The sequence below is a fragment of the Nocardiopsis sp. iso_237 genome, from assembly GCF_056173345.1.
Genome location: NZ_CM149669.1, coordinates 1,278,294 through 1,303,268 on the forward strand (window position 1 = coordinate 1,278,294; position 24,975 = coordinate 1,303,268).

At 70.5% G+C, this 24,975-nt stretch carries 26 protein-coding genes; 9 read left to right on the top strand and 17 right to left on the bottom strand.

Translation table 11 applies throughout. The annotated features are described in order from the left end of the window. Positions 1-39 precede the first annotated feature (39 nt). Positions 40-972 (bottom strand): diacylglycerol/lipid kinase family protein, encoded by a 933-nt coding sequence (locus AC0VYM_RS05920; RefSeq protein WP_475459842.1) that lies wholly within the window; start codon positions 970-972, stop codon positions 40-42. Positions 973-1,315: 343 nt separating this feature from the next. On the opposite strand from AC0VYM_RS05920, the gene AC0VYM_RS05925 reads away from it, so the two are divergent. Then, a complete protein-coding gene (locus tag AC0VYM_RS05925) occupies positions 1,316-1,711 on the top strand; it encodes a hypothetical protein (RefSeq protein WP_475459844.1) in 396 nt (131 codons plus the stop codon). Positions 1,712-1,741: 30 nt separating this feature from the next. Here AC0VYM_RS05925 and AC0VYM_RS05930 read toward each other — a convergent pair whose 3' ends face one another. From AC0VYM_RS05930 to AC0VYM_RS05955, 6 genes are all read right to left on the bottom strand, one after another. After that, complete coding sequence (locus AC0VYM_RS05930; protein WP_475462952.1) at positions 1,742-2,500, bottom strand: RNA polymerase sigma factor SigF; 759 nt, start codon at positions 2,498-2,500, stop codon at positions 1,742-1,744. A 41-nt stretch (positions 2,501-2,541) separates the two neighbouring features. Beyond that, positions 2,542-2,967, bottom strand: coding sequence for an ATP-binding protein (locus AC0VYM_RS05935; RefSeq protein WP_026128903.1), 426 nt, complete (start codon positions 2,965-2,967; stop codon positions 2,542-2,544). 242 nt (positions 2,968-3,209) lie between these two features. Then, the gene (locus tag AC0VYM_RS05940) at positions 3,210-3,800 is read right to left on the bottom strand and encodes a class I SAM-dependent methyltransferase (protein WP_475459846.1); all 591 of its coding nucleotides are present in this window, start codon (positions 3,798-3,800) and stop codon (positions 3,210-3,212) included. Between the two features lie 222 nt (positions 3,801-4,022). Then, positions 4,023-4,853: an amino acid ABC transporter ATP-binding protein gene (locus AC0VYM_RS05945; protein ID WP_475459848.1), complete on the bottom strand. Its 831-nt coding sequence runs from the start codon at positions 4,851-4,853 to the stop codon at positions 4,023-4,025. Beyond that, entirely contained in the window at positions 4,853-5,812 is a 960-nt protein-coding gene (locus tag AC0VYM_RS05950; RefSeq protein ID WP_475459851.1) for an amino acid ABC transporter permease, read from the bottom strand. Before AC0VYM_RS05950 ends, AC0VYM_RS05945 begins: the two co-directional genes overlap by 1 nt. A 30-nt stretch (positions 5,813-5,842) precedes the next feature. Then, on the bottom strand, positions 5,843-6,757 hold the full coding sequence (locus AC0VYM_RS05955) for an ABC transporter substrate-binding protein (protein ID WP_475459853.1): 915 nt from the start codon (positions 6,755-6,757) through the stop codon (positions 5,843-5,845). Positions 6,758-7,134: 377 nt separating this feature from the next. On the opposite strand from AC0VYM_RS05955, the gene AC0VYM_RS05960 reads away from it, so the two are divergent. Beyond that, positions 7,135-8,328 carry an NAD(P)-dependent malic enzyme gene (locus tag AC0VYM_RS05960; RefSeq protein ID WP_475459855.1) on the top strand — a complete coding sequence of 398 codons (1,194 nt, stop codon included), beginning with the start codon at positions 7,135-7,137 and terminating at the stop codon, positions 8,326-8,328. Between the two features lie 119 nt (positions 8,329-8,447). Next, positions 8,448-8,603: a hypothetical protein gene (locus tag AC0VYM_RS05965; RefSeq protein ID WP_475459857.1), complete on the top strand. Its 156-nt coding sequence runs from the start codon at positions 8,448-8,450 to the stop codon at positions 8,601-8,603. Positions 8,604-8,616: 13 nt separating this feature from the next. Here the strand turns inward: AC0VYM_RS05965 and AC0VYM_RS05970 are convergent, their stop codons facing one another. The 5 genes from AC0VYM_RS05970 to AC0VYM_RS05990 all read right to left on the bottom strand — a co-directional run bounded on the left by AC0VYM_RS05970 (position 8,617) and on the right by AC0VYM_RS05990 (position 14,688). After that, positions 8,617-8,796, bottom strand: coding sequence for a hypothetical protein (locus AC0VYM_RS05970; RefSeq protein WP_475459859.1), 180 nt, complete (start codon positions 8,794-8,796; stop codon positions 8,617-8,619). Between the two features lie 93 nt (positions 8,797-8,889). Next, complete coding sequence (locus AC0VYM_RS05975) at positions 8,890-9,822, bottom strand: PadR family transcriptional regulator (RefSeq protein WP_475459862.1); 933 nt, start codon at positions 9,820-9,822, stop codon at positions 8,890-8,892. Next, positions 9,819-10,676: a DUF4097 family beta strand repeat-containing protein gene (locus tag AC0VYM_RS05980; RefSeq protein ID WP_475459864.1), complete on the bottom strand. Its 858-nt coding sequence runs from the start codon at positions 10,674-10,676 to the stop codon at positions 9,819-9,821. The genes AC0VYM_RS05975 and AC0VYM_RS05980 overlap by 4 nt, the downstream gene beginning before the upstream one ends. A gap of 192 nt (positions 10,677-10,868) precedes the next feature. Continuing rightward, the gene (locus AC0VYM_RS05985; protein WP_378743195.1) at positions 10,869-11,048 is read right to left on the bottom strand and encodes a DUF6104 family protein; all 180 of its coding nucleotides are present in this window, start codon (positions 11,046-11,048) and stop codon (positions 10,869-10,871) included. A gap of 10 nt (positions 11,049-11,058) precedes the next feature. Further along, on the bottom strand, positions 11,059-14,688 hold the full coding sequence (locus AC0VYM_RS05990) for a multifunctional oxoglutarate decarboxylase/oxoglutarate dehydrogenase thiamine pyrophosphate-binding subunit/dihydrolipoyllysine-residue succinyltransferase subunit (protein ID WP_475459866.1): 3,630 nt from the start codon (positions 14,686-14,688) through the stop codon (positions 11,059-11,061). Between the two features lie 540 nt (positions 14,689-15,228). Here AC0VYM_RS05990 and AC0VYM_RS05995 point away from each other — a divergent pair. Then, a complete protein-coding gene (locus AC0VYM_RS05995) occupies positions 15,229-15,624 on the top strand; it encodes a BlaI/MecI/CopY family transcriptional regulator (RefSeq protein ID WP_475459868.1) in 396 nt (131 codons plus the stop codon). Here the strand turns inward: AC0VYM_RS05995 and AC0VYM_RS06000 are convergent. Together AC0VYM_RS06000 and AC0VYM_RS06005 are read right to left on the bottom strand one after the other, a co-directional pair. Beyond that, positions 15,610-16,833 (bottom strand): MFS transporter, encoded by a 1,224-nt coding sequence (locus AC0VYM_RS06000; RefSeq protein ID WP_475459871.1) that lies wholly within the window; start codon positions 16,831-16,833, stop codon positions 15,610-15,612. The genes AC0VYM_RS05995 and AC0VYM_RS06000 overlap by 15 nt on opposite strands. A 105-nt stretch (positions 16,834-16,938) precedes the next feature. Continuing rightward, positions 16,939-18,027 (bottom strand): suppressor of fused domain protein, encoded by a 1,089-nt coding sequence (locus tag AC0VYM_RS06005; protein ID WP_475459873.1) that lies wholly within the window; start codon positions 18,025-18,027, stop codon positions 16,939-16,941. 213 nt (positions 18,028-18,240) lie between these two features. Between AC0VYM_RS06005 and rlmN the strand changes: the two genes are divergently transcribed. Both rlmN and AC0VYM_RS06015 read left to right on the top strand, forming a co-directional pair. Then, positions 18,241-19,338 carry a dual-specificity RNA methyltransferase RlmN gene (gene rlmN, locus AC0VYM_RS06010; protein WP_475459876.1) on the top strand — a complete coding sequence of 366 codons (1,098 nt, stop codon included), beginning with the start codon at positions 18,241-18,243 and terminating at the stop codon, positions 19,336-19,338. A 6-nt stretch (positions 19,339-19,344) separates the two neighbouring features. Then, positions 19,345-19,815 (top strand): hypothetical protein, encoded by a 471-nt coding sequence (locus tag AC0VYM_RS06015; protein ID WP_475459878.1) that lies wholly within the window; start codon positions 19,345-19,347, stop codon positions 19,813-19,815. A gap of 14 nt (positions 19,816-19,829) precedes the next feature. On the opposite strand, the gene AC0VYM_RS06020 is transcribed toward AC0VYM_RS06015, so the two are convergent. The 3 genes from AC0VYM_RS06020 to AC0VYM_RS06030 all read right to left on the bottom strand — a co-directional run bounded on the left by AC0VYM_RS06020 (position 19,830) and on the right by AC0VYM_RS06030 (position 22,732). Further along, positions 19,830-20,444, bottom strand: coding sequence for a TetR/AcrR family transcriptional regulator (locus AC0VYM_RS06020; RefSeq protein WP_475459880.1), 615 nt, complete (start codon positions 20,442-20,444; stop codon positions 19,830-19,832). A 3-nt stretch (positions 20,445-20,447) separates the two neighbouring features. Next, positions 20,448-21,821, bottom strand: coding sequence for an amidohydrolase family protein (locus AC0VYM_RS06025; RefSeq protein WP_475459883.1), 1,374 nt, complete (start codon positions 21,819-21,821; stop codon positions 20,448-20,450). 92 nt (positions 21,822-21,913) lie between these two features. Beyond that, positions 21,914-22,732 (bottom strand): alpha/beta hydrolase, encoded by an 819-nt coding sequence (locus AC0VYM_RS06030; RefSeq protein ID WP_475459886.1) that lies wholly within the window; start codon positions 22,730-22,732, stop codon positions 21,914-21,916. Positions 22,733-22,873: 141 nt separating this feature from the next. Between AC0VYM_RS06030 and AC0VYM_RS06035 the strand changes: the two genes are divergently transcribed. From AC0VYM_RS06035 to AC0VYM_RS06045, 3 genes are all read left to right on the top strand, one after another. Then, positions 22,874-23,260, top strand: coding sequence for a DUF4333 domain-containing protein (locus AC0VYM_RS06035; RefSeq protein WP_475459887.1), 387 nt, complete (start codon positions 22,874-22,876; stop codon positions 23,258-23,260). A gap of 313 nt (positions 23,261-23,573) precedes the next feature. Next, entirely contained in the window at positions 23,574-24,386 is an 813-nt protein-coding gene (locus tag AC0VYM_RS06040) for a carbon-nitrogen hydrolase family protein (RefSeq protein WP_475459890.1), read from the top strand. A gap of 240 nt (positions 24,387-24,626) precedes the next feature. Further along, entirely contained in the window at positions 24,627-24,869 is a 243-nt protein-coding gene (locus AC0VYM_RS06045) for a hypothetical protein (protein WP_475462953.1), read from the top strand. Positions 24,870-24,975 lie beyond the last annotated feature (106 nt).

Here is a 24,975-nt window from a genome sequence, read left to right on the forward strand (position 1 = left end):
GTGCGTCACAGTCGCTGGGAATGGCTGCTTTCGACGTTATTAACAGAAGATTCGTAATGCCTTCGGTACCGAGTGGAAGTTGACCTCTTCCCGCTCGCCCAGGTATTCACCGTCGATTTGGAAGGCCCGGGGATGGGACGACGAGATGCGCAGCGAGGCCTGGTCATGCCAGGTCACGTACCCGTCCCCACGTGCGGGAAGGCCCTTGGGGAAGAACATTTGGGAAAGAACCCAGCCAGTCAGCGCGTGCGAGGACTGCGTCAGCGCGAATGCGTCCAGGCCCAGCTCGAATCGTGAGGCCGGGGTCGGCTGAAGTGGCAGCGCACCCGCGTAGGTCCAGGGAGTCGTGTTCGTGACCAGCGCGAAATAGACGTCCTCCAGGGACCTTCCGTCGTTGGACACGCTGAGTGACGGATCGCGGATATCCCCTTGGAAGAACAGCTTTACCGCGGTCTCCGCGTACAGCGCCGGAGTGGCCTTGCGGCCGTTGCCGCGTTCCTGCTCCACCTGCTGCACCACATCGGCGTCCCACCCGAAACCAGCGCAGAAAGTGAAGTAGCGGTCGTCCTGGTCGCCGGTGATCCGGCCCAGCCCGATCTCGCGCTCCCGCCCGGCCCGGATGGCCTCCAGGACCGCGCCGGTCGCCTCGACCGGGTCGCCGGGGACCCCCAGCGCGCGGATGAACACGTTCGCGCTCCCGCCCGGGATCACGGCGTAACGGGGGCGGGGCAGGCCCTCGGGGGTGGCGAGGAGCCCGTTGACGACCTCGTTGACGGTGCCGTCACCACCCAGGCTCAACACGAGTTCGTACCCGTCGGCCGCCGCGCCCCGCGCCAGCTCGCGAGCGTGGTCGCGGTAGGCGGTCTCGACGGGGGTGACGTCCAGCTCGGAGGCCAGCGCGCCCAGGATCACCTCGCGCGTGCGGGAGGTGGTCGTGGTCGCCTGGGGGTTCACGATGAATAGGGCTCGCACCCGGCCAGTCTAGGGCGTGTTTTTTGGATCATTCCGCGCTCGTGACCACCAGGCTGCCTCTCACTGCGCCGATGAAGCTCGGACAGCCAACCCCGGGCTGCCTCTCGCTCCACGGCTTGCGAGAGATTGCCTGGAGGCCGCTCACATCGATGGCGGCTCCGCCGCCACCAGCGAAAGCATCCACAAAAACACGCCCAAGGCGGTGCGGTGCCCTCGGGGAGGAGCGGACAGGAGTCACCCCGGAGGGGCACGCGTCACGTGGTGAAGGGGGTGGCCGGGCGTCGGGGCGTACCGAGGGGCGGGGCGGAGAGGGGGACACCGGGAGCGCGTATAGGCTCGTCGGGTGTCTTCGCGTCCCTTCACCATCGTCATCGCCGCCGTGCTGGAGGCCCTGATCGGGCTGGTCGCGGCGGTCGCCGGAATCTACAGCCTGTACACAGCGATCACCGGCCGGGCCACCGATCCGGTCTCCTCGGCGCTCCCGCTCACCGTCATCGGCGTCGGGGTCGGCGTGCTGCTCGTCTTCGTCGCGTACGGGCTCTGGAACCTGCGCGACTGGGCCCGTACCCCGGTGGTCGTCACCCAGCTCTTCATGGCCGTGGTGGCGTACTACATGTACACGGGGGAGCAGTACGCGATCTGCGCCGTCATGCTCGCCGTCGCGGTGGCCGCGGCGGCCGCCGTCCTGGCGCCGCCGACGACCGCGGTGCTGTTCTCCGACACCGAGGGGCGCCGGTAACGGTCACCGCGGCCGTCGGCCGCGCACCGGTCAGTCGTCCGTGGTGAGCGCCTGACGCAGTTGTGCCAGGGTGCGCGCCAGCAGGCGCGACACGTGCATCTGGGAGATCCCGAGCTCCTGGGCGATCTGCGACTGCGTCATGTTCCCGAAGAAGCGCAACAGCAGGATGCGCTTCTCCCGGGGCGGCAGCTGCTCCAGGAGCGGCTTCAGTGACTCCCGGTACTCCACGCCCTCCAGGGACTCGTCGACGATCCCCAGGGAGTCGGCCACCGCAGGGGCGTCCTCGTCCCCGCTGTCGGGGGCGTCCAACGACACCGTCGAGTAGGCGTTGGCGGACTCCAGGCCCTCCAGCACCTCCTCCTCGGTCATCTGGAGGTGCGCGGCCAGCTCCGCGACGGTGGGGGAGCGCCCCTCACGCTGGGACAGGTCGCTGACCGCCTTGGTCAGCGAGAGCTTCAGCTCCTGGAGACGGCGCGGCACCCGCACCGCCCAGCCCTTGTCCCGGAAGTGGCGCTTGATCTCACCGACGATCGTGGGGGTCGCGTAGGTGGAGAACTCCACCCCGCGCTCCAGATCGAACCGGTCGATGGACTTGATCAGCCCGATCGTGGCCACCTGTGTGAGGTCGTCCAGCCACTCGCCCCTGTTGCGGAACCTGCGGGCCAGGTACTCCACCAAGGGCAGGTGGAGCTCGACCAGTTCGTCGCGGATCGCCCTGCGCTCGGGCGCTTCCGCGTCGAGGTCGTTAAGGCGCTCGAACAACTCTCTCGCGCGCGCCCGGTCGGGCACCGCGTGCTCGGTCTTCGCTGTCAGAGCGGGCCCCCTTTCGCTCACGCCGGCTCCAGGGCGCCACGGCGTTTGTACAGGACGATGTAGACGCGGTCGTCCGGTCCGACCCCCGCGTCGACATCCCCGGCGAGAGCGGAAAGCACGGTCCAGGCGAAGGTGTCACGTGCGGGCAGGCGTCCGTCCGCCGTCATCACCGAGACCGAGATGCGCATCCCGTCGGGGGTGAGTTCGAATTCCGTGGTCAGTTCTGTGCCGGGAAGCGCCTGGGAGAGGAGCATCGCGCAGGCCTCGTCAACCCCGATCCTCAGGTCCTCGATCTCGTCGAGGGTGAAGTCGAGTCGGGCGGCCAGCCCTGCCGTCGCCGTGCGCAGGACAGACAGATAAGCGCTGTCGGCGGGCATGTTGACGGTGACAGCGTCGCGTACACCGGTGGCGTCGGCCGTGGGCACAGCGGTTTCTTCGGTCACGTCCCTCCTTCGGGGGGCGAGGTTGCCGCTTGAGAGCAATGTATCTCGTTTCACCCTGCCACTGACGCAGGGCGAAGGGATCGTGTCCAGCCCTCGGGGGGCGAACACGAGACGAATGGTCCGCCCGGGCCCCTCGCGGGAGCCAGTGCGGTCAGCGCGTCGCCGTCCGGGCGACGGACCGTCAACACATCGTTGGGGGGCGATCCCAGGGTACGCGCCGCGTCGGCGGGGCGCCGCCCGACTCAGCGGGGCCGGTGCGCGACCAGGCGTTCCACCATGCCCATCATCAGCCGGTCGTGGTGTCCCACCTCGAACCCGACCTCCTCCGCGACGGCGCGGGGCAGCCTGCGCGGGTGCTTGCGCAGGCGTTCGCGCAGCCGGAACGGGAACCGCGTGTACTCGATGTGGTCGACCAGCAGCAGCCGCCCGCCGGGGACCAGGACCCGGTGCATCTCCGCCAGCGCGCGCTCCTGGTCGGGGATCGTGCACAGCGCGAGCGCGCACAGGACGGTGTCGAAGGACTGGTCCGCGAAGGCGAGTCGCTGCGCGTCGCCCTCCACCAGGTGCACCGGGCGCCCCTGCTCCTCGGCCCTCTCCCTGGCCCGCGCGAGCATGGCGGGGCTCAGGTCCACCCCGGTGAGGACCACCTGCGGCGGGTAGTACTCCAGGTTGATCCCGGTACCCACGGCCACTTCGAGGGTGCGCCCCCGGGCGCCGCCGCACAGCAGCCGACGCGTGCGCCGGATGCTCGCCGGTTCCAGCCGCGATCCGGCGTCGTAACCTCCCGCCCTCTTCTCCCACAGCTCGCGGACCTTGTCCGTACGCGCGTCCATGCCTCTCCCCGGGCGGCAGGTGGATGTCACGTGACGACTCTGGAGGCGGGAGCCCCCTGGGTCAAGGGCATCGGAGGCACGTCCCGGTGAACTCCGGGGCCGCGGCGGACCAGGGAGACGGTGCGTCGGAGGCGACGGTGCTCTCCGGGGGGGGCGGTGGTCGGGTCGGCACAGACCGGCGCCCGTGGCCCGGAGGACCGGGTCACGGGCGCCGGGGTGCGGCTACAGCACCTTCGAGAGGAAGGCCTGGGTGCGCTCGTGCCGGGGGTTGGTCAGCACCTCGGTGGGGGTGCCGGACTCCACGACGACGCCGTCGTCCATGAAGACCAGGGAGTCACCGACCTCGCGGGCGAAGCCCATCTCGTGGGTGACCACGACCATGGTCATGCCGCCCCGGGCGAGGTCGCGCATGACGTCCAGGACCTCACCCACCAGCTCGGGGTCCAGGGCGCTGGTGGGCTCGTCGAACAGCATCAGCGACGGCTCCATGGCCAGGGCGCGGGCGATCGCCACGCGCTGCTGCTGGCCGCCGGACAGCTGCTCCGGGTAGGCGTCCGCCTTGTCCGGGAGCCCGACCCGCTCCAGCAGCTCCCTGGCGCGTTCGGTGGCCTCGGCCCGGGGCACCTTCTTGACCTGTACCGGGGCCTCGATGACGTTGCCCAGCACGGTCAGGTGCGGGAACAGGTTGAAACGCTGGAAGACCATCCCGATGTCGCTGCGCTGCGCGGCGATCTCGGTGTCGCGCAGCTCGTACAGGCGGCCGCGCTTCTGCCGGTAGCCCATGAGCTCGCCGTTGACCCACAGGCGGCCCGCGGTGAGTTTCTCCAGGTGGTTGACGCAGCGCAGGAACGTGGACTTGCCCGACCCCGAGGGGCCGACCACGCACATGACCTCGCCGCGCATCACCTGGAGGTCGATGCCCTTGAGGACCTCCAGGCGCCCGAAGCTCTTGTGGACGTTCTCGGCCACCACGAGGGCGTCCGCGGGCAGCTCGGTGCCCTCGGCGGTCTCCACGACGCTCTCCGGCCCCTGGTCCTTGGTCTGGTCGGCCATCAGTGCGCCCCTCCCACGATGCTGTTCCGCACGCCGCGCCCGCTCCGGTTGAACCTGCGTTCGATGAAGTACTGGCCCACCATCAGGACGCTGGTGATGGCCAGGTACCACAGGCACGCGGCCACCAGCATCGGGAAGATCTGGTAGCTCCGGGTACCGATCGCCTGGAGCTGGTAGAAGAGCTCGATGGTCACCGGTACGTAGGCGAGCAGCGCCGTGTCCTTGAGCATGGCGATGGTCTCGTTGCCGGTCGGCGGGATGACCACCCGCATCGCCTGCGGCAGGGTGATCCGCCGCATGATCTTGCTCCGGCTCATCCCGAGCGCCTGCGCGGCCTCGGTCTGACCCTTGTCCACGGACTGCAGGCCCGCCCGGATGATCTCCGCCATGTAGGCGCCCTCGGACAGGGACAGGGCGAGGAGGCCCGCCGTGTAGCCGGTCAGGAGGGTGCGCGCGTCGATCTCGAAGAAGCGGGCGTCGCCCTCCAGGCCCAGCCACGGCATCCAGTAGTTGTCGAACGGCAGCCCGATGTGGATGGTCGAGTACAGGATGGCGATGTTGCCGAAGAGCACCGCCAGCACGAGCCGAGGCACACCGCGGAAGAACCACGTGTACAGCCAGGAGACCGTGACGAGCACGGGGTTCCCGGACAGGCGCATCACCGCGAGGACGATGCCGAGGATGACACCGATGACCATCGACAGCACGGCCGCGCTCAGCGTGACCCACACGCCCCGCAGCACGGGGTCGGAGAACATGTTGTCGAACATGAACGGCCAGTTGAACGCGGGGTTCGTGAACAGCATGTGCACGAACATCGCGGCGAGGACCAGGATGATCCCGGCGGCCACCCACCGTTCGGGGTACCGGACGGGGACGGCGGTGATCGGTGCGGCCGAACGGCCCGGGGTCGGTTCCTTCGACCCCGGGCCGCCCACCGGTTCGCTCGGTGAGGTCACAGTCAGACTTTCGCTTGGTGTTCGGGCGTACTAGACGGCGGGGTTGACCTCGGCCGCCTCCAGGGCGCCGCCCTCGATGCCCCACTCCGCGAGGACCTCCTCGTAGGAGCCGTCCTCGATGATGGCGTTGAAGGCGGCGGCGACGGCCTCGGAGAGCTCCTCCTGCTCCTGGTTGACGACGACACCGTAGGGGGCGGCGTCGTACTGCTCACCGATGAACTCCAGCTGCTCGCCGGTCTGCTGGAGCGCGTAGAGCGAGGTCGGCAGGTCGGCCAGGGAGGCGTCGTTCAGCCCGGAGATGATGGTCTCGGTGGCCTGGGGCTGGGTCGGGAACTTCTCGATGGTGATGGCATCCTCGCCCGCCTCGACACAGGCCTCGCTGCGGGCCTCGATGTCGTGGTCGTGCGTGGTGCCCGTCTGCACGGCGATGCGCAGGCCGCAGGCGTTGTCGGGGTCGATGCCCTCGGGGTTGCCCGCCGGGGCGAACCACTGGGTGCCGGAGGAGAAGTAGCTGACCATGTTCACGGCCTCCATGCGCTCCTCCGTGACGGTGAAGGAGGAGGCGCCGAGGTCGTAGGTGCCGGTGTCGACGCCGATGATGATCGAGTCGAAGGTGGTGGGCTCCCAGTTGGCCTCCAGGCCGAGCTTGCCCAGCGCCGCCTCGATGAGGTCGATGTTGAAGCCGAGCACGGTCTCGCCGTCCTCGTCCAGGTACTCGCCGGGCGGGTAGGAGGCCTCGACACCGATGGTGACGGCACCGGCCTCGGCCACCGCGTCGGGCAGCAGCGCGGCCAGCTCCTCGTCGACGGCGACGTCGGGGGCCTGGGGGGCGTCCGCGTCGTCGGAGGCCTCTCCGTTGCCGCAGGCAGCCAGGGCCAGGACCCCGGCCGTCGCCAGGGCGGTGAGGTAGGTCCGGGGCTCGGACAAGGGCTTGCGCAGGGCCATGGTGGGTCTCCTTCGGGGAGCACGGAGTGCCTGGTCGAGGGGTGGGTCCGCGTCCTCGCGGGACCGACCAGTGGGGACGTGGGGTGGATGCGGTGTCGTGGGGCGACACGTCAGTAACGTTCTATTCTCTCGACCCGCGATTTTCCTCCGGTCACCGTTGTGAGAGAATTGCGTAACGGGTCATCCCCGTGAGATGCGGACGCGCAGTACTCGTATAAGAGTCCGGCGAAGACCACCCCTCCCGGCGTACACCCCGGTCATGGCCGACCGGTGCCGACGAGGGCCCCCTGGCACCCTGACGTCTTCGCGCGCGCTCCGTGGCCCACCGTCCACGTCATGGCCGACGCGGACGTACAGCAGACCGAGGGGTTTGAGTAGTGACCACCTTTTCTTCGCGTACCCAGAACACGTCCCCCCTGGACGAGGACCCGGCCTTCGCCATGCACCGTGGCGGCAAGCTGCACGTGACCTCCTCCGTGGACGTGAGCGACCAGGAGGGCCTGTCCCTCGCCTACACCCCCGGCGTCGCCCGCGTCTGTGACGCCATCGCCGAGAACGCCGAACTGGTCGAGACCTACACCTGGAAGAGCAACCTGGTCGCCGTCGTCACCGACGGCACCGCCGTGCTCGGCCTGGGCAACATCGGCCCGGAGGCCTCCCTGCCGGTCATGGAGGGCAAGTCGCTGCTGTTCAAGCAGTTCGCGGACGTCGACTCCGTGCCGATCGCGCTCAACTGCACCGACGCCGACGAGATCGTCGAGACCGTCGTGCGCATGTCGCCGTCCTTCGGCGGCGTCAACCTGGAGGACATCTCCGCGCCGCGCTGCTTCGAGATCGAGGCCAAGCTGCGCGAGCGCCTGGACATCCCGGTCTTCCACGACGACCAGCACGGCACGGCCATCGTGACCGTCGCGGCGATGCACAACGCCGCCCGCCTCACCGGCCGCACCCTGGCCGACCTGCGCGTGGTCGTCTCCGGCGCGGGCGCCGCGGGGGTCGCCGTCACCAAGATGCTCATCGACGGCGGGATCGGTGACATCGCCGTGGCCGACTCCAAGGGCATCATCCACCAGGGCCGCGAGGGCCTGACCCCGGTCAAGCAGGAGCTGGCCGAGATCAGTAACCGGGCCGGGCTCCAGGGCTCCATCGAGAGCGCGCTGAAGGGCGCCGACGTGTTCGTGGGCCTGTCCGCCGGCGAGGTCCCCGAGTCGGTCGTGGCCACGATGGCCGAGAACGCCGTCATCTTCGCGATGGCCAACCCCAACCCGGAGGTGCACCCGGACGTCGCCCGCAAGTACGCGAGCGTCGTCGCCACCGGGCGCAGCGACTTCCCGAACCAGATCAACAACGTGCTGGCCTTCCCGGGCGTCTTCCGAGGCGCCTTCGACGTCCAGGCCACCGACATCACCGAGAACATGAAGCTGGCCGCCGCCAAGGCGCTGGCCGGGCTGGTCGGTGACGACCTGAGCGCCGACTACGTGATCCCCAGCCCGTTCGACGACCGGGTGGTCCCGGCGGTCTCCGCCGCCGTCGCCGCCCAAGCCCGCGAGGACGGCGTCGCCCGCCGCTAGGCACCACACGACGGGGCCCGGAGACCGAGCACGGTCTCCGGGCCCCTGTCGTTCACACGAGTCCCCGAAGTTTCTCGACGGTCGTGTCGCCATCTCTGAGGATCCCTCTCGGGGCCACCGTGGAGGGTCGCGCCTGCCCCGACAACGCGGCGGGGGAGCGGGTGTACACGGCCGCCTCGGTGTTGGTGACCCTGCTCCCTGTCCTGGCGTGGCTGCTCACGGTCCCGCCCGCCCTGGCCGGGCTCGTCCTGCTGGTGGCCCTGGCCCTCGTGTGAGCGCCAGGGGTCCTCACAGCAGCTCGGCGGGGGAGCCGAACTCCTCGGTGAGCAGGCTGAAGGCCGCGCGCAGGTCAGCGAGCGCGGCGTCCGGGGTGTCCCCCTCGCCGTGGGCGGTGACCCCCGCGCGGAGCACGGCGCGCGCGCACCAGACCCCGTCCTCGTCCTGCTCGATCGTGTACGGAACCCACACGGTCCCCTCCTCCGCCGACCGCGTGCACGGAGGGGCCCGGAGGACCACGCCCCCGCGCGGTCCTCCGGGCCCCGTGCCCGGGCCGGTCCTCGGTCAGTCCTTCTTCTGGTCGTCCTCGCCGGTGGCGGTGGACCAGGGGTCCCCGCCGGACGGCGGCATCGGTCGGGCGTCCGGGGCCTCCGGTTCGGGTTCGGCCCGGGGCTCGGGGCGCTCAGCGGTCCCGGAGTCATCGGAGGACGCGGGGCCCTCCTCGCGGTCGGGCGGCCCCCAGCGGCCCATGTCGCGGCGGATCACCTCGACGGTGTCGTCGAGGATGCGGCGCAGGTCGTTGCTGGCGGACTCGCCCACCTGGCCAGCGCCGCGCACCATGTCGCGGACCTTCACCGAGAAGTCGCGCAGGGCGTGCTCGAACTCGGAGCGGTCCTCCCCACCGGGTCCCGGACCGTCGCCGGAGTCGGAGCGCTCCGAGCGCTCCGCGCGGTCCGAGCCCTCGGAGTCGCCGCGACCGCCCCAGGCCGCGCCGAAGGCGCCGAACCCCTGGGCGAACCGCTCCCACTCGCGGGCCCACATACCGTTGTCGCCGCAGTCGCGGTCCCGGTCCCCGGACCCCTCGGGGTCCCCGGCACCGGACCCCTCACGGCGTCCCTCACCCGAGGCGAACTTGAGTTCGTCGCGCAGCGAGCTGATGGTCTCGCGGACGTCCTGCTTCACGGCGCGGGCGATGTCGCGGACCGAGTCGGTGATCTCCTTCTCCAGGTCGTCCAGGTCGCTCTCGCGCGCCCGCAGCTCCTCGCGGCCCTTGTCGGTGAGGCTGTAGACCTTGCGGCCGCCCTCCTCGGTGTGCGTGACCAGCCCCTCCTCCTCCAGCCTCGCGAGCCGGGGGTAGATGGTGCCGGGCGAGGGCGAGTACACGCCCAGGAAGCGGTCCCGGAGCAGGCTGATGATCTCGTAGCCGTGGCGCGGGCTCTCGTCCAGCAGCTTGAGCAGGTAGAGCCGGAGTCTGCCGTGGCCGAAGACGGTGCTCATTCGGAGGCCCCCTCGGGGATCGCGGCCGGGGCCTCGGGCGCGCGCCGCAGCAGCGCGGTCCGCCCGGACACGGTGTTGACACTGATGGAGGCGGGGTCGACGCCCACGCCGATCTTGCCGGTCAGGGCGGTGCGGGCCGGGGCGCTGCGCCGGTCCAGACCGAAGTCCGAGTCCACCTTGCCGGTGACGGCGCGCAGCTCCACCGAGGCCGAGCTCTCCGAGGGCACCCGCAGGGCCACCTCGCCGGAGACCGTGGTCACCCGGACCCGGGCGGAGGCCGCCAGGTCCGTGTCCACGAGCACGTGGCCCGAGGCGGTCTTGGCGCGCAGCTCGGCCAGGCGGCCGCCGGCCACGGCGAGCTGTCCGCTGGCGCTGTTGAAGGAGAGGGTGCCGCCGGGCGCGCGCACGGAGGCGTTCGCGGAGGCCGTGTTGACCTCGGTCTCCCCGGAGACGTTGTCCAGGGTGACCTCGCCCGTGGCGGTGCGCACGCGGGTGCGGGAGGTCAGTCCGGCCACGACCACCGGGGCCCCGGCCGTGGTGACCTCGACCGGGCAGTCACGGGGGACCCGGAGGTCGACCGTGGCGCGCCGGGAGGCGATGTTGCGGTAGCGGCCCAGCTGGATGGGCTTGAGCCGGTCCAGCAGCCCCTGACCGGTGAGGTCCTGGTAGTGGATGGTGAGGATGCCCGCCTCCTGGGTGACCTCCAGGGGCTCGCCCTCGATCTCGGAGATCTCGAAGGTGACCGGGTCGTCCGTCGGGATGATGTTGACCTGTCCGCTGACGATCCGCACCTTGAGGGCGACGATGCCGTCCAGGGTGTGGGTCGTCGGACTGTCGATGGACCAACGTGCCATCGTGGATCCCTTCCGCTCGCTCTCGATGACTTCACGATATGTCGCGAGTCGGCCGAACTCAAGATATGTCGCGGATTTCAGGGTCGTGTCAGGGACGGCTCGGGGTCGGGTACGGGAACGGCCGAGGGGCCCGGGTCGGTGAAGACCCGGGCCCCTCGGCCGGATGACGCCGCTCACGGCGGCTCCGCGTGACTACTCCTCGTCCTCGTCGTCCAACCGGGCCAACCAGGTGGCCAGTCGTTCGACGGGGGTCTCGAACTCGGGGTTGACGTCGGTGAACACCCGCAGCTGCTCGGCGAGCCAGGCGAAGCTGACCTCCTCCTCGCCGCGGCGGTTCTCCAACTCCTCGATCCCGCGATCGGTGTAGTACATGGAACCGGTCCTATTCCGCGGGCGGGAACACCGTGTCCACCAGGGCACGCTGCTCGGCCTCGTGGCGCTTGGCCGAACCGGCCGCGGGCGCGGAGGAGGCCGGACGCGAGATCCGGGTGAACGGGCGGTCGAGCTGCTCGGAGAAGACCAGCGCGACGAAGGGCCACGGACCCATGTTCGCGGGCTCCTCCTGGACCCACAGGACCTCGCCCGCGTTCGGGTAGGCCTTGAGCTGCTCGCGGATCTCCTCGATCGGCAGCGGGTAGAGCCGCTCCGCCCGGATGATGGCGGTGTGCTTGTCACCGCTCTTGCGGCGGGCCGCGTCCAGGTCGTAGTAGATCTTGCCCGAGCAGATGACCACGCGACGGACCTTGTCCGCCGAGATCGAGTCGTCCCCGATCAGCGGCTGGAAGTGGCCCGACGTGAAGTCGTCGGCGGCCGAGGTCGCGGCCTTCAGGCGCAGCAGCGACTTGGGCGTGAACACCACGAGCGGACGCTCGAACGGCGACTTCGCCTGCCAGCGCAGCAGGTGGAAGTAGCTCGCCGGGGTGCTCGGCATCGCGACGGTCATGTTCTCCTGCGCGCACTGCTGCAGGAACCGCTCGATGCGGGCCGAGGAGTGGTCCGGGCCCTGGCCCTCGTAGCCGTGCGGCAGCAGCATGGTGACGCTGGAGCGCTGGCCCCACTTCTGCTCGCCCGCGCTGATGTACTCGTCGATGACGGTCTGCGCGCCGTTGACGAAGTCACCGAACTGCGCCTCCCACATGACCAGCGCGTCCGGCCGGGTCAGGGAGTAGCCGTACTCGAAGCCCAGCGCCGCGTACTCGCTGAGCAGCGAGTCGTGCACGAGGAACTTCGTGGTGCCGTTGTCGAACTGCTTCAGCGGCGTGTAGGTCTCGCCGGTGTCGCGGTTCATGAGCGAGGCGTGGCGCTGACCGAAGGTGCCGCGACGGCTGTCCTGGCCGATCAGGCGGACCGGGTGGTCGTCCAGCAGCAGCGAGCCGAAGGCCAGCAGCTCACCGGTGGCCCAGTCGATGGTGTCGGTCTCGACCATCGTGGCGCGACGGGTCAGCTGGGGCGCCAGCCGCGGGTGCGGCGTGAAGCCCTCGGGCATCGACACCTGGGTGTCGATGACCCGCTTGACCGTCTCGGTGCTGATGGCGGTCTCGACCTTGGAGTGGTCCAGACGCGCCTCGGTGAACACCTCGGGCTTGACCACGGCGCCCGGCTCGATCGGCTTCTTCTCGACCTCGCGGGTCTCGGTGAAGGCCCGCTCCAGCTCGGACTGGTAGTCGCGCAGGGCCTGCTCGGCCTCCTCCACCGTGATGTCGCCGCGCCCGATGAGGGACTCGGTGAACAGCTTGCGGGTGGAGCGCTTGGCGTCGATGACGTCGTACATCAGCGGCTGCGTGAACGCGGGGTTGTCGGTCTCGTTGTGACCGCGGCGGCGGTAGCAGACGAGGTCGATGACGACGTCCTTGTTGAACGCCTGACGGTAGGCGAAGGCCAGGTGCGCGACCCGGACCACGGCCTCGGGGTCGTCCCCGTTGACGTGGAAGATCGGCGCCTGGACCATCCGCGCGACGTCGGTGGCGTACACGCTGGAGCGGCTGTCGGTCGGCGAGGTGGTGAAGCCGACCTGGTTGTTGACGATGACGTGGACCGTGCCACCGGTGCGGTAACCCCGCAGCTGGGACAGGTTCAGCGTCTCGGCCACCACGCCCTGACCGGCGAAGGCCGCGTCACCGTGGATGAGGATCGGCAGCACGGTGAAGCCGTGCGGGCCCTTGTCCAGCACGTCCTGCTTGGCGCGGACGATGCCCTCGGCGACCGGGTTGACCGTCTCCAGGTGGGACGGGTTGGCGGCCAGCGAGATCTGGATCGACTCGCCCTCGCGGGTCTGGAAGGTGCCCGCGGTGCCCAGGTGGTACTTCACGTCACCGGAGCCGTGCGCGCTGCGCGGGTCGAGGTTGCCCTCGAACTCACCGAAGATCTGCCCGTAGGACTTGCCGCAGATGTTGGCGAGGACGTTCAGACGGCCGCGGTGGGCCATGCCGATGACGGCCTCGTCCAGCTCGGCCTTGGCGGCCTTGGAGATCACGCCGTCCAGCAGCGGGATCAGCGACTCGCCGCCCTCCAGGGAGAAGCGCTTCTGACCGACGTACTTGGTCTGGAGGAAGGTCTCGAACGCCTCGGCGCTGTTGAGCCGGTGCAGGATGTGCAGCTGCTCGTCACGGTCGAGCTTCTCGTGCTCGCGCTCGATGTGCGACTGGATCCACTCCCGCTCCTCCGGGCTCTGGATGTGCATGTACTCGATACCCACCGTGCGGCAGTAGGTGTCGCGCAGCACGCCCAGCACGTCGCGCAGCTTCATGACCTGCTTGCCGCCGAAGCCCCCGGTGGGGAACTCGCGGTCCAGGTCCCAGAGGGTCAGGCCGTGCTCCAGCACGTCCAGGTCCGGGTGCTTGCGCTGCTCGTGGTCGAGCGGGTTGGTGTCGGCCATGAGGTGGCCGCGCACGCGGTAGGCGTGGATCAGCTCCTGGACCCGGGTGGTCTTGTCGAGCTGGGTCGCCTTGTTGACGTGGATGTCCTGGACCCAGCGGACCGGCTCGTACGGGATCCGCAGCGAGTTGAAGATCTCGTCGTAGAAACCGTCCTCGCCCAGCAGCAGCTGGTGGATGCGCCGCAGGAACTCGCCCGACTGGGCGCCCTGGATGATCCGGTGGTCATACGTCGAGGTGAGCGTCATGACCTTGCTGATGCCGAGCTCGCTCAGGGTGTCCTGGGAGGCGCCCTGGAACTCGGCCGGGTACTCCATGGCCCCGACACCGAGGATGGTGCCCTGCCCGGGCATCAGGCGCGGCACGGAGTGCACGGTGCCGATGCCGCCCGGGTTGGTCAGGCTGATCGTGGTGCCCTGGAAGTCCGGAACGCCCAGCTTGTTGTTGCGGGCCTTGCGGACCAGGTCCTCGTAGCCGCTCCAGAACTCGTTGAAGTCCATCTCGTCGGACTTCTTGATGGAGGGCACGACCAGCTGACGGGAGCCGTCGGGCTTCTGCAGGTCGATCGCCAGGCCGAAGTTCACGTGTTCGGGCTTGGCGACGCCGGGCTTGCCGTCGATCTCCGTGTAGGAGTGGTTCATCTCGGGCAGGGCCTTGAGGGCCTTGACCATGGCGTAGCCGATGAGGTGGGTGAAGGAGACCTTCCCACCGCGGCCGCGCCGGAGATGGTTGTTGATGACGATGCGGTTGTCGAACAGCAGCTTGACCGGCACCGCGCGCACGCTCGTCGCGGTGGGCAGGGTCAGGCTCGACTCCATGTTGGTCGCGGTGCGGGCGGGTGCGCCACGCAGCCGCTCCTCGTTGACCTGGAGAGCATCGTTGGTGTTCTTGGGTGCAGGGGCCGCAGTGGCCTTCTTCTTCGGCGCGGGTGCGGAGGGGGCCTTCTCGGTCTGCGCCTTTGCGGTCGCAGTGCCCCCACCCTTCCCGTTGGCCGAGTCCGCGGGCTTGTAGTCCGCGAAGAAGTTCCACCAAGCCTTGTCAACCGAATTCGGGTCGGTGAGGTACTTCTGGTAAAGCTCCTCGACCAGCCACTCGTTCGGGCCGAAATCTGTCAGGGGTTGAGACGCCTCAGACGACACGGCGGAGATCGCCCACTTCCGCAGCTCGCTTGTGAATGATTAGGAAAGACGGGTGGCTGCTGGCAAGGCGGGCTCGAAGAAGCACGGAGTCGCTCCCCTTCGCAGGGAAGAATCTGTCCTGGCCAGCACTCGTCGGGTACAAGGCTACTTGTACCGACCTCCCTGACGGGAACATCGGTGTAGTTGAAACTGGGAGATACCTAACAATCTTTCACACGAACCTTGTCGCTACGTGCCGGTCACTTTGCGTTGCGTGGTCAACATGGAGCGTTTGCTCCTGTTTGTCGGGGTTTTCGGTGCGCATTCCTGTGACCGTCTCCGGCCAGGCGCCCTGTGGTGCGCACCACGTTTCCCGCCGGTGGCCGTGAGCAGGGCCACCGGACAGCAACCGACGGCCACCGGACCGCGTCCGACGGTGAAACGCCGGTGACCGGCGGCGGGGGTGTTCGGATCTGCGCGCTCTTCCCCGTTCTCCCCCATGGCGGAGCCGCCCGTGCCTACGATCGGCCTACGAACGCGACATGTCGGGTGGGGAGGACCGTGAAGGGACTCGGAGAACTGGAGGCGGCCATCATGGGAGCCCTGTGGAGCTCGGAGGGCCCGCTCTCCGTGCGCGGGGTCCGGGAACACATGGTCTACGACCGCGAGGTCGCCTACACGACCGTCATGACGGTCGCCAACATCCTCTTCCACAAGGGGCTGGTGGACCGTGAGAAGGACGGCCGGGCCTGGGTCTACTGGGCCCGGGAGACCCACGCCGAGTACACGGCCCGCGTGATGGGGGAGGTCCTGGAGACCGGGCCCGACCCCGGTGCGACCCTGCTGCGCTTCGTGGAGCGCTTCAGTGACGAGGAGATGGCCCGGCTGCACCACGTCTTCCGGCAGGTGCGCGACCGGCGCGGACCGGGCCGCACCCGCGCCTCACCGACGGCGTAGGGAACGCACGCTCGGGGTGGCGACCGCCGCGAACGTCGCCGCCAGCGTCAGCCCCGCCACGATCAGCAGGGACCGTTCCGGGCCGATGGCCTCCGCCACCGGCCCGATGGCGATCTGCCCCACGGGCATCGCCACGAACGACCCCAGGGCGTCGTAGGAGTACACGCGGGAGAGCCGCTCGGGCGGGACGTTCTCCTGCAACGACACCTCCCAGGCCACGGTGAACTGCTCCACCGCCACCCCGCCCGCGAACATCGCGGCGAACAGCAGCGGGACCAGCGGAGAGGGCCCGGCCAGGACGAGGAACGGCAGCGTCTGGAGCGTGACCAGCGCCGTGCCGTAGAACAGCGCCCGCCGCGGCTGCCAGCGCGCCGCGAGCACCCCGCCGACCAGCAGCCCCAGACTGTTGGCCGCCATGAGCAGGCCCCACGTGGTCCGTCCGAACGTGTCGTCCGCGATCCCCGGCCCCAACACCGCCGTGACCGACGACCACCCGGCGTTGACCACCATGAACTGCAGCACGATGATCCACACCCACGGCCGCGCCACGAACTCGCTCCACCCGTCCAGCAGGTCGCGCAGCACCCCGCGGCTCCGCGCCGACGTGGACGGCACCCGCAGGAACAGGAAGACCACCCCGGCGGTGGCGAACAGCAGCGCGTCCACACCGATCGCCCAACCCGGACCGACCAGGCCCACCAGGACCCCGCCCGCCGACATCCCGGCGAACATGCCCAGCTGCTTGGCGACGCCGGCCACCGCGTTGGCCTGGCGCAGCAGCGACGCCGGGACGGTCTGCGGGGTCAGCGCCGCGATCGCGGGCAGGTTGGCGGCGGCAGCGGCCCCGTTGAGCACGCCCAGCGCGACCATCAGCCAGAGGGTGGCCGCACCGCTGAGCAGGGACAGCGCCAGGACCGCCTGGGAGAGCGCCGCCAGGAGGCAGGCGCCCTGGATCACCAGGGTGCGCGGCAGCCGGTCCGCGAGGACCCCGCCGAACAGCAGGAGTGCCACGTTGGCCACGGACCGGGCGCCCACCACGAGCCCCACCTGGGCCAGGGAGCCGGTCACGTCGAGGACGGCGAAGGCCAGGGCCACGTGCGCCATGCCGTTGCCGAAGAGCATCAGCACCCGGCCGGTCACCAGGACGCGGAAGGGCGCGTGGGCCAGCGGTGCCGTGACTCCGGGCCCCGATCCCCTCGGCGCGGTCATCCGTGCCCCCGCTCCATCAGAGCCCACCCTCCGGTCACCGTGTCGACCGGGGCACCCTCCCCGAAGGCCGGACGCGGGTCAACCGGTTTTCCGACGGCCGACCGCTCAGCGGCCGAGGACCCAGCTCCGGCCCTCGGCCGCCAGCTTCTCCACCAGGGTGGCGCTGTCGTGCTCCTTCGCGAAGAGGTGTTCGGGGCGGGTGATCGGCACGATCCACAGCCACCGCACGGGGTCGCCCTGGAAGGACAGCCCGGAGGTGTCCGGCGGGACCCGGGTGGGATCGGTCACCAACGGGGTCGGGTCCTCCAGGAGCAGGACCGCGCCCGCGCCGCCGCGCATGGAGCGGTCCTCGGGGTTGTCCAGCCACTTGATGGTGTGCCCGGTCCCGAACCACGTGACCGCACGCCAGGGGAAGGCCCCGATCCACCGGAAGATCCGGGCCGCGTGGTGCGCGGGCAGGGTCGTGGCCAGGGCCAGCTCCACCCGGGCGTGGTTCGAGGTGTCGGCCATGTACCGGTCCAGGGTGGGCATCCGCTGCCCGCACATCCCCACCGTGGAGAGCACCGTGAAGGGCCGGTCGTGCGAGGGCGGCCGCTCCGAGACCCGCAGCAGCGGCGGGTGCCCGTCGGACACGTCCCAGTAGTGGCCGGGCTCGCCCACCCTGCGGTTCAGGTGGCTCAGGACGGTCCGCTGCACGCTGCGCCACGCCCCGGAGGCGCGCCGCCAGTCCCAGTAGGCCTCGGCGTGCACCACGCGCGGCCACAGCTGGTCGCGCACCGAGTCCAGTTCCCAGGCGTAGGCGCTGCGCCCGATCGCCTCGCGCGCGTAGCCGGGCAGGCCGCTGTCGGCCTCCGCCCAGCCCGGGATCACCGCGAGCAGACCCTCCTCGTCCACCAGGGCCACCCCGTCGCCCTCCTCGAACCACACCGCGCGCAGCGTGGCCGGGTCGAAGCGCGGACGCCCCTGCGGGTGCTTGGTGTGGGCCTCCGGCATGAGCGGCGCCTGACCCCGGTGGAGGCCGCCCGACGCGCTCTCGCGGGGGGCCGCCTCGTGGTTGGCCAGCCACACCGGTACCCGGATCCGCTCACGGGCGTCGAGCAGGTACGCGGCCGTGGTGTGGGAGTCGCACTCGACGACGACGCGGCGGCTCTGGTAGGGACTGATCTCGTCCAGCAGGACGTCGATCTCGGTCACCGGCCCTCCCACGCGCCGACGGGCTGTCATGTCGTCGTGTCCGCCGGAAGCGGGCGGAGCCGCCCGGCCTGTCCACGAGCTAAGTAGAATCGACGGTAGTGCCCTGACAGTCGGAGCAGCACCGCAGTCGCGTATAGGTCGTATAACGACCCGTGCCGCCACCTCCCTCCCGCACCGGGCGCAGACCACCGACTCCACTCCTTACGGATCCTTATGCCCGCCGAGCTCACATTCGTCGCACCCCGCCGCGCCAAGCCGCCCCGGCACCTGGCCGACCTCAGCCCCGAAGAGCGGCTGGAGGTCGTCAGGGAGCTGGGCGAGAAGCCCTTCCGGGCCAAGCAGATCGCCAAGCACTACTACGGCGGGCTGGAGTCGGACACCGCGAAGATGACCGACCTCCCCGAGTCCTCCCGGGAACGGCTCGGTGAGGCGCTGCTGCCCACCCTGCTCACCCCCGTCCGGCACATCACCTGTGACAACGGGATGACCCGCAAGACCCTGTGGAAGGCCTTCGACGGGGTGATGTTCGAGTCGGTGCTCATGCGCTACCCGGACCGCGTCACCCTGTGCATCTCCTCCCAGGCCGGGTGCGGCATGAACTGCCCCTTCTGCGCCACCGGCCAGGCGGGTCTCACCCGTAACCTGTCCACCGGCGAGATCGTCGACCAGGTCGTGGCGAGCGCCCGCGACCTGGCGCGCGGCGAGGTCGCGGGCGGCCCGGGACGGATCAGCAACATCGTGTTCATGGGCATGGGCGAGCCCATGGCCAACTACAAGCGGGTGCTCCAGACCGTCCGCCAGATCACCGACCCGGTCCCCAACGGGATGGGCATCTCCCAGCGCGGCGTCACCGTCTCGACGGTGGGCCTGGTCCCGGCGATCAACAAGCTCATCGACGAGAGGATGCAGGTCCGCCTGGCGATCTCCCTGCACGCCCCCGACGACGAGCTCCGCGACGAGCTGGTGCCGATCAACACCCGCTGGAAGGTCGACGAGGTCCTCGACGCCGCCTGGCGCTACGCCGGGACCACCGGCCGCCGCGTGTCCATCGAGTACGCGCTGATCAAGGACATCAACGACCAGGCCTGGCGGGCCGACCTCCTCGGCAAGCTCCTCAAGGGCCACCTGGTGCACGTCAACCTCATCCCGCTCAACCCCACCCCGGGGTCGAAGTGGACCGCCTCGCGCCCCGAGGACGAGCGCGAGTTCGTCCGGCGCCTCCAGTCCCACGGAGTCTCGGTGACCGTCCGCGACACCCGCGGCCAGGAGATCGACGGGGCCTGCGGGCAGCTCGCCGCCGCCGAGAAGTAGACCGACGTGGTCGAGACCGCCCTGGCCTTCGCGGTGGCCACCGCGGCCGGGCTGGTCCCGCTCATCAACATCGAGCTGTACCTGCTGGGCGCCGTCGCCCTCGTGGACGACGGCGCCCTCGTGCCGATGGCCCTGGCCGCCGCGCTGGGCCAGACCCTCGGCAAGATCCCGTACTACTACGTGGGGTACGGGACGATTTCCACGCCGTGGCTGCGGCGCCGCGCCGCCACCCCCGGCCGGTGGACGGAGCGGGTGTCCCGCTGGCGGGCCCGGGCGGAGGAACGCCCCGTCTGGGGGGCGGGCCTGCTCGCCCTGAGCTCCTTCGCCAGCGTCCCGCCGTTCATGGTGGTCTCGGTCCTCGCCGGGGTGCTGCGCATGAACGTCGTGCTGTTCTGCGCGGTCACCTTCGCCACCCGCTTCGCGCGCTTCCTGATCCTGGTCCTGGCCCCGGCCTGGGCAATGTCCTTCCTGCCCTGAACCCCGGCGGGACCTCAGCCCCCGGCTCGGGGATCGGTGAGACCCACCAACCGGGCCAGCATCAGCCGCAGGTCACGCAGGTGCGTGTCAGCGTCGAACCCGGTCTCGGTGGCCGCGCGCAGGAACAGCGCGCCGACCAGCGTCTGGATCCAGCCCGCGGTGGCCTCCGCGTCCAGGGCGGGATCGGCCCCGCCCTCCCGGGTCGCCCGGGACACCAGGCGGGTCAGGGCGTCGAACTCGGCGCTGTTGTCGGCCTCCAGCGCCTCGGCCAGCTCGGGAACGCGCGGGGCCTGGCGCAGCGCCTCCAACACCAGCCCGGCGGCCACGGGGTTCGCCGCCGGAGCCGCGAGGTGTTCCACCAGGTCGAGGAGAGCGGATCCGGGGTCCTCGTGGTCGCGAGCGACGGCGATCCGTTCGGCGTCGTCGCCTCCCTCGTCGGTCAGGAGGGCGATCAGGATCGCGCGTTTGCTGGGGAAGTAGTGGAACAGCGTGCCCGAGCTGATCCCGGCGGCCGCACGGATCTGGGCGGTGGAGGTACCGTCCAGGCCCTGGGTGGCGAACAGCGGAGCGGCGGCGTGCATGATGTGACGGCGTTTGGCCCGGTACTGGGCGGGATCGACCTTGCGCATGACCTATCTCCCTACCACTCGGCGGCCGTCACGGTAGACCGCGGCCACGTCGCGGATCGCCGAGATGTCGGCCAGCGGGTCACCGGCCACAGCGAGCAGGTCGGCCGCGCGGCCCACCTCGACGGCGCCGACCTCGTCGGTGCGCAGCACCCGCGCGGCCTCGCTGGTCGCTGCCCTGAGCGCCGCGTGCGGGCCCATACCGCTCTCCGACAGCAGTTCCAGTTCACGGTGCAGACCGTCACCGAAGCCGACACCGGGCACGGCCGCGTCGCTTCCGGCCACGATCCGGCCGCCCGCGGCGTGCAGCTCGCCCGCGCGCTCCCTGAGCCGACGGTGCACCTCGTGGTCACCGCCCACCTCGGTCACGGCCAGGGTCGGCGTGACGGGGATGTCGCGCTCGACCAGCTCGGCCAGCAGCTCCTCGGGCCAGCCGTCGAGGACACCGCGGGCCTCCAGGTGTTCGAGCCCGTCCACCCCGGCGGCCAGGGCGTCGGCCAGGTCGGCTTCGGCGCCCCAGTGCGCGGTCACGGGCAGGCCGTGTTCGTGGGCCTCGGTGACGACGGCTTCGAGGATCTCGAAGGGGATCGGGTCCAACTCCCGGCGCCCGGGTTCCCCGCTCTCCTGCACGACCTTGATGAGGTCCACGGGGTCCGCGCCGGAGGCGAGCTCGCGTACGGCGCTCCGGGCCTCCTCCGGGGTGGCCGGGAGGCGGACCGTGCCGGAGTCCGGCTCCACACCGAAGGTCACCACCGGGTGGCCGCCCGGGGTGGTGAACAGGGGACCCGAGGTGAAGAGCCGAGGGCCCTCCAGTTCGCCCCTGCGGAGCATCCGGCGCATCTCCGTGATCCAGACGTGGTCGTCACCCAGCCCGCGCACCGTCGTCACACCGTGGTCGATCAGGGCGCGCCGGGCGGACGGGGCGTAGCGCGCCATCTCGTAGACCACCCCCGGCATGTCGGCCGTCCCCAGCTCCTCCCCGGGATCCTGCTGCGGAAAGCCGAGGTGCACGTGGAGGTCGATCAGGCCGGGCAACAACGTGTGCCCGCCGAGGTCCACGATCTCGGTGCCCGCCGGGAGCTCGAGGTCGCCGTCGTCCGCGATCCCGGCGATGACGCCGTCGGAGACCAGTACCGTCGTGCTCTCACGCGGTTCCAGTTCTACTCCGGTGAGGACCGTGGCCCCGGTCAGCGCGAGGTGACCTCGCTGTGGTTCCGCCCGGGGGCGGTACATGGTGGCGAGGTAGTGGCCCACACCCCCGGTCCCGGCGAGGAGGCCCAGGCCGCCCAGGACCAGCAGTCCGCGCAGGACCCTTCGCCTCGTGCTCCTCCCGCCGCCGGTCGAACCCCGCTCCGCCGTTCCGTCCGCTTCTTCGCCCATCGACCGTCCCGAGTCTCGTACATTAATAGACCGACTGATCTGTTTATGCTAGCGATCGTGCGGGACCGAAGAGAGGGCGGGGCCGGATCCGCTCAGAGGGCGTGGTCGGCGAGGCGGGTGACGGCCGAGACGACCTCGGGACCGTGGATCGTCCTCGGGTCGTTGTGGCCCGCTCCCGGCAGGACGACCTCCTCGAACAGGTCCGCGCTGGCCTCGGCCACCTCGTGGCTCTGTTCGGGCGGCACGACGGCGTCGGCGTCACCGACGACCACGGTGGTGGGCCGTTCGACCCCCGCGACCCGTTCCGCGACCGGGAACTCGTCCCGCAACAGCGCCCGCACCGGTACCAACGGGTAGTGGTGACGGCCCAGGTCGGCCAGGGAGCTGAAGGGCGAGCGCAGGAGGAGCGCCGCCGGTGGGCGCTGTTCGGCCAGGTCGGCGGCCACGGCCGCGCCCAGGCTCTCCCCGAAGTATACGGTGCGGTCCGCGTCGAAGCCGCGCTGGGAGAGGTGGTCGGCGGCGGCACGCGCGTCGGCGGCGAGCCCCTTCTCGCTGGGGGAGCCCGGGTTGCCCCCGTACCCCCGGTAGTCGAAGAGCAGCACGGAGAACCCCTCGGCGGCCAACGCGCGTGCCAGCGGTGCACGGGACCGTCGGTCGCCCGCGTTGCCGTTGGTCACCAGTACGGCCGCCTCCCGGTCCCCGGCGGTCGGGGGTACGAACCAGCCGCCCAGGTCGAGCCCGTCCCCGGTGCGCAGCCGGACGTCCTCGGCCCCCTCGATCACGGACCCGGCGGCGGGGGGTTCGTCGTGGGAGGGGAGGTAGATCACGGATCGCTGCATGGCCCACAGAAATCCCAATAGCACCACCAGCACCAGTGCCGTCACGGCCGTCACGATCAGGACCGGTCTCACCAAGGTTCCTCCCGGGGTTGGTGCCCTGTCGCGTGGAGTACCCGTTCACCGTGGCTGATACCGGACGGTCCGCCGTGGAACCGGAGCGCGGTGGTCGGCGTCTGTTCCTGTGCCTGATCACCGAACAGCAGGGAGGCCGCCATGCGGGCCGGACGCAGTGGGATCGTCGTCGGAACGGCGCTGGGAGCGTTGCTCCTGGCCACCGGATGTTCCTTCGAGTGGAGCATCGGGGACACCGAGCCTCTGGGCGGCGACGCCTCGGACGCCGCGAACGGCGAGGAGAGCACCGGGGGCGACACCGCCGCCGCCGTGGACGTCGCGGAGGTCGAGCGCCAGTCGAGCGATCGTCTGGCGGAGCAGGTCGGCCAGGCGCCGGACGACTTCAGTTGCCCCGGGGACCTCCCGGCCGAGGAGGGCGCGGAGATGCGTTGCGAACTCACCCACGGGGGACAGACGCTCGGTGTGACCCTCACCGTGACCTCGGTCGACGGCGGTGACGTCAACTGGGACGTCCTGGTCGACGAGTAGCACCACAGGGCCCGGGAGGGCCGCCCGAGACGCCGAGCGGCGCACCGGGCGGCCTCCGGGCCGGGGCTCAGACGCTCGCGAGGTCGCGGAACCCCAGCGGCCCCAGCCCCCGGCGGGCGGCACCGCCCCGAGGTGGAGGGGAACGCCGCGGTGTCGAACCCGACCGGCGGCGGACGGGGCGGGAGCGCGAAGGCACACGCCGTGCACGTGCTCGTCACGGGGCAAGGGGGCCTGTGGGGCCCGGGCGTACACTCGGGGCACGTTCGGGGGCCGTTCGCGGGTTCGGGTCCCAGGTCACGAGGGGGGAAGTTCGATGGTGCAGGTCGCGGTCGCCCAGTTCGCGCCGGGGCAGGACAAGGCCGAGAACCAGCGGTCGGTCGCGGAGCTGACCGCTCGCGCCGCCGCCCGGGGCGCGCGCGTGGTCCTGTTCCCCGAGTACACGATGTTCACCGCTCCGCGCACCGACCACCGGTTCGTGGAGGCCGCCGAACCCCTGGACGGGCCGTTCCTGGACGACGCCGCCGACACCGCCCGTCGGGAGGGCGTGTACCTGGTGCTGGGAGTGAACGAGTCCGGGGGAGAGGGTGCCACCCACTTCACGAACACGCTCGTCGCTCTCTCGCCCGAGGGGAAGCGGGTCGCGCTCTACCGCAAGGTCCACCTCTACGACGCCTTCGGCGCGAGCGAGTCGGACGTGGTCGCCCCCGGGCCGATCGACGACCCGGAGACCTTCACCGTCGACGACGTGGTCTTCGGCCTCCAGACCTGTTACGACCTGCGCTTCCCGGAGGTGACCCGGCGGATCGCCGACGCCGGGGCGGACGTGGTGCTGCTGGCGGCGCAGTGGGTTCCGGGGCCGCTGAAGGAGGACCACTGGCGCACCCTCGCCCGGGCCCGCGCCATCGAGAACACGGTGTACGTGGCCGCCTCCGGGCAGTCCGCGCCGACCGGCGCGGGCAACAGCGTGGTGGTCGACCCGATGGGGACCGCGCTGGCATCCCTGGGGGAGCAGACCTTCGAGGTGGCCTCGGCGGAGGTTTCGGCCGCGCGTGTGGAAGCGGTCCGTGTCACGAACCCGGCGCTGTCCCTGCGCCGATTCTCGGTGGTTCCGCACGACCAGGACTGAGTCCCAGCCCCGCACGGGACGGGACATATCCGGTTCTTCGTAGGAAAGATCCTCAATGAACTGGGGTCTTCCCAGGGTTCGTCACTTAGGGTTATGATCTCCCTGCACGGAGTGATTTAGATCGGTCCGGACCCTTCCAGGTGCCGAGAGCTTCTGATTCAATTAAGAGCCGGTAACTATCGGCCCGCCAGACTGTCCTAAACCACGGGGGGAGCAAGGACATTGCGCGGAATGAGCACGATGTGCGAACGGGACACGAGGCCCGACGCCGCATCCGAGATCCACGTCTACGACCCGAGCTGGCTCAGCGGAGCGCAGTGCATGGGGGATGCCTGCGTCGTCTGCCACGTCAAGTGGCCCCGGCCCCGCCGGGTCCTGGGCGAACTGCCGGACGGCAGCCACGTGTACGGATGCGACGAGTGCGCGGGGATCATCGGTCACCAGCCGGTCTCCGCGGGCGGGTCGCTGATCGCGGCACGCTAGGCGATGGAGGCCGGTGAACACGGTCGCGCTCCGGGTCCAGGGGGAGTCTTGAGGACCCGGAGCGCTTCCGTTGACGCACCCGCTTCCATGGGGAGGAGGGGAATTG

What these genes read in the sequence shown, in the direction of transcription:
- AC0VYM_RS05940 (WP_475459846.1), bottom strand. Translation starts at nt 3,800, where the DNA reads ATGGACGCGCGTACGGACAAGGTCCGCGAGCTGTGGGAGAAGAGGGCG.
- AC0VYM_RS05945 (WP_475459848.1), bottom strand. Translation starts at nt 4,853, where the DNA reads ATGGCCGACCAGACCAAGGACCAGGGGCCGGAGAGCGTCGTGGAGACC.
- AC0VYM_RS05955 (WP_475459853.1), bottom strand. Translation starts at nt 6,757, where the DNA reads ATGGCCCTGCGCAAGCCCTTGTCCGAGCCCCGGACCTACCTCACCGCC.
- AC0VYM_RS05975 (WP_475459862.1), bottom strand. Translation starts at nt 9,822, where the DNA reads ATGAGCACCGTCTTCGGCCACGGCAGACTCCGGCTCTACCTGCTCAAG.
- AC0VYM_RS05980 (WP_475459864.1), bottom strand. Translation starts at nt 10,676, where the DNA reads ATGGCACGTTGGTCCATCGACAGTCCGACGACCCACACCCTGGACGGC.
- AC0VYM_RS05985 (WP_378743195.1), bottom strand. Translation starts at nt 11,048, where the DNA reads ATGTACTACACCGATCGCGGGATCGAGGAGTTGGAGAACCGCCGCGGC.
- AC0VYM_RS06000 (WP_475459871.1), bottom strand. Translation starts at nt 16,833, where the DNA reads ATGACCGCGCCGAGGGGATCGGGGCCCGGAGTCACGGCACCGCTGGCC.
- rlmN (WP_475459876.1), top strand. Translation starts at nt 18,241, where the DNA reads ATGCCCGCCGAGCTCACATTCGTCGCACCCCGCCGCGCCAAGCCGCCC.
- AC0VYM_RS06020 (WP_475459880.1), bottom strand. Translation starts at nt 20,444, where the DNA reads ATGCGCAAGGTCGATCCCGCCCAGTACCGGGCCAAACGCCGTCACATC.
- AC0VYM_RS06025 (WP_475459883.1), bottom strand. Translation starts at nt 21,821, where the DNA reads ATGGGCGAAGAAGCGGACGGAACGGCGGAGCGGGGTTCGACCGGCGGC.
- AC0VYM_RS06035 (WP_475459887.1), top strand. Translation starts at nt 22,874, where the DNA reads ATGCGGGCCGGACGCAGTGGGATCGTCGTCGGAACGGCGCTGGGAGCG.
- AC0VYM_RS06040 (WP_475459890.1), top strand. Translation starts at nt 23,574, where the DNA reads ATGGTGCAGGTCGCGGTCGCCCAGTTCGCGCCGGGGCAGGACAAGGCC.
- AC0VYM_RS06045 (WP_475462953.1), top strand. Translation starts at nt 24,627, where the DNA reads ATGTGCGAACGGGACACGAGGCCCGACGCCGCATCCGAGATCCACGTC.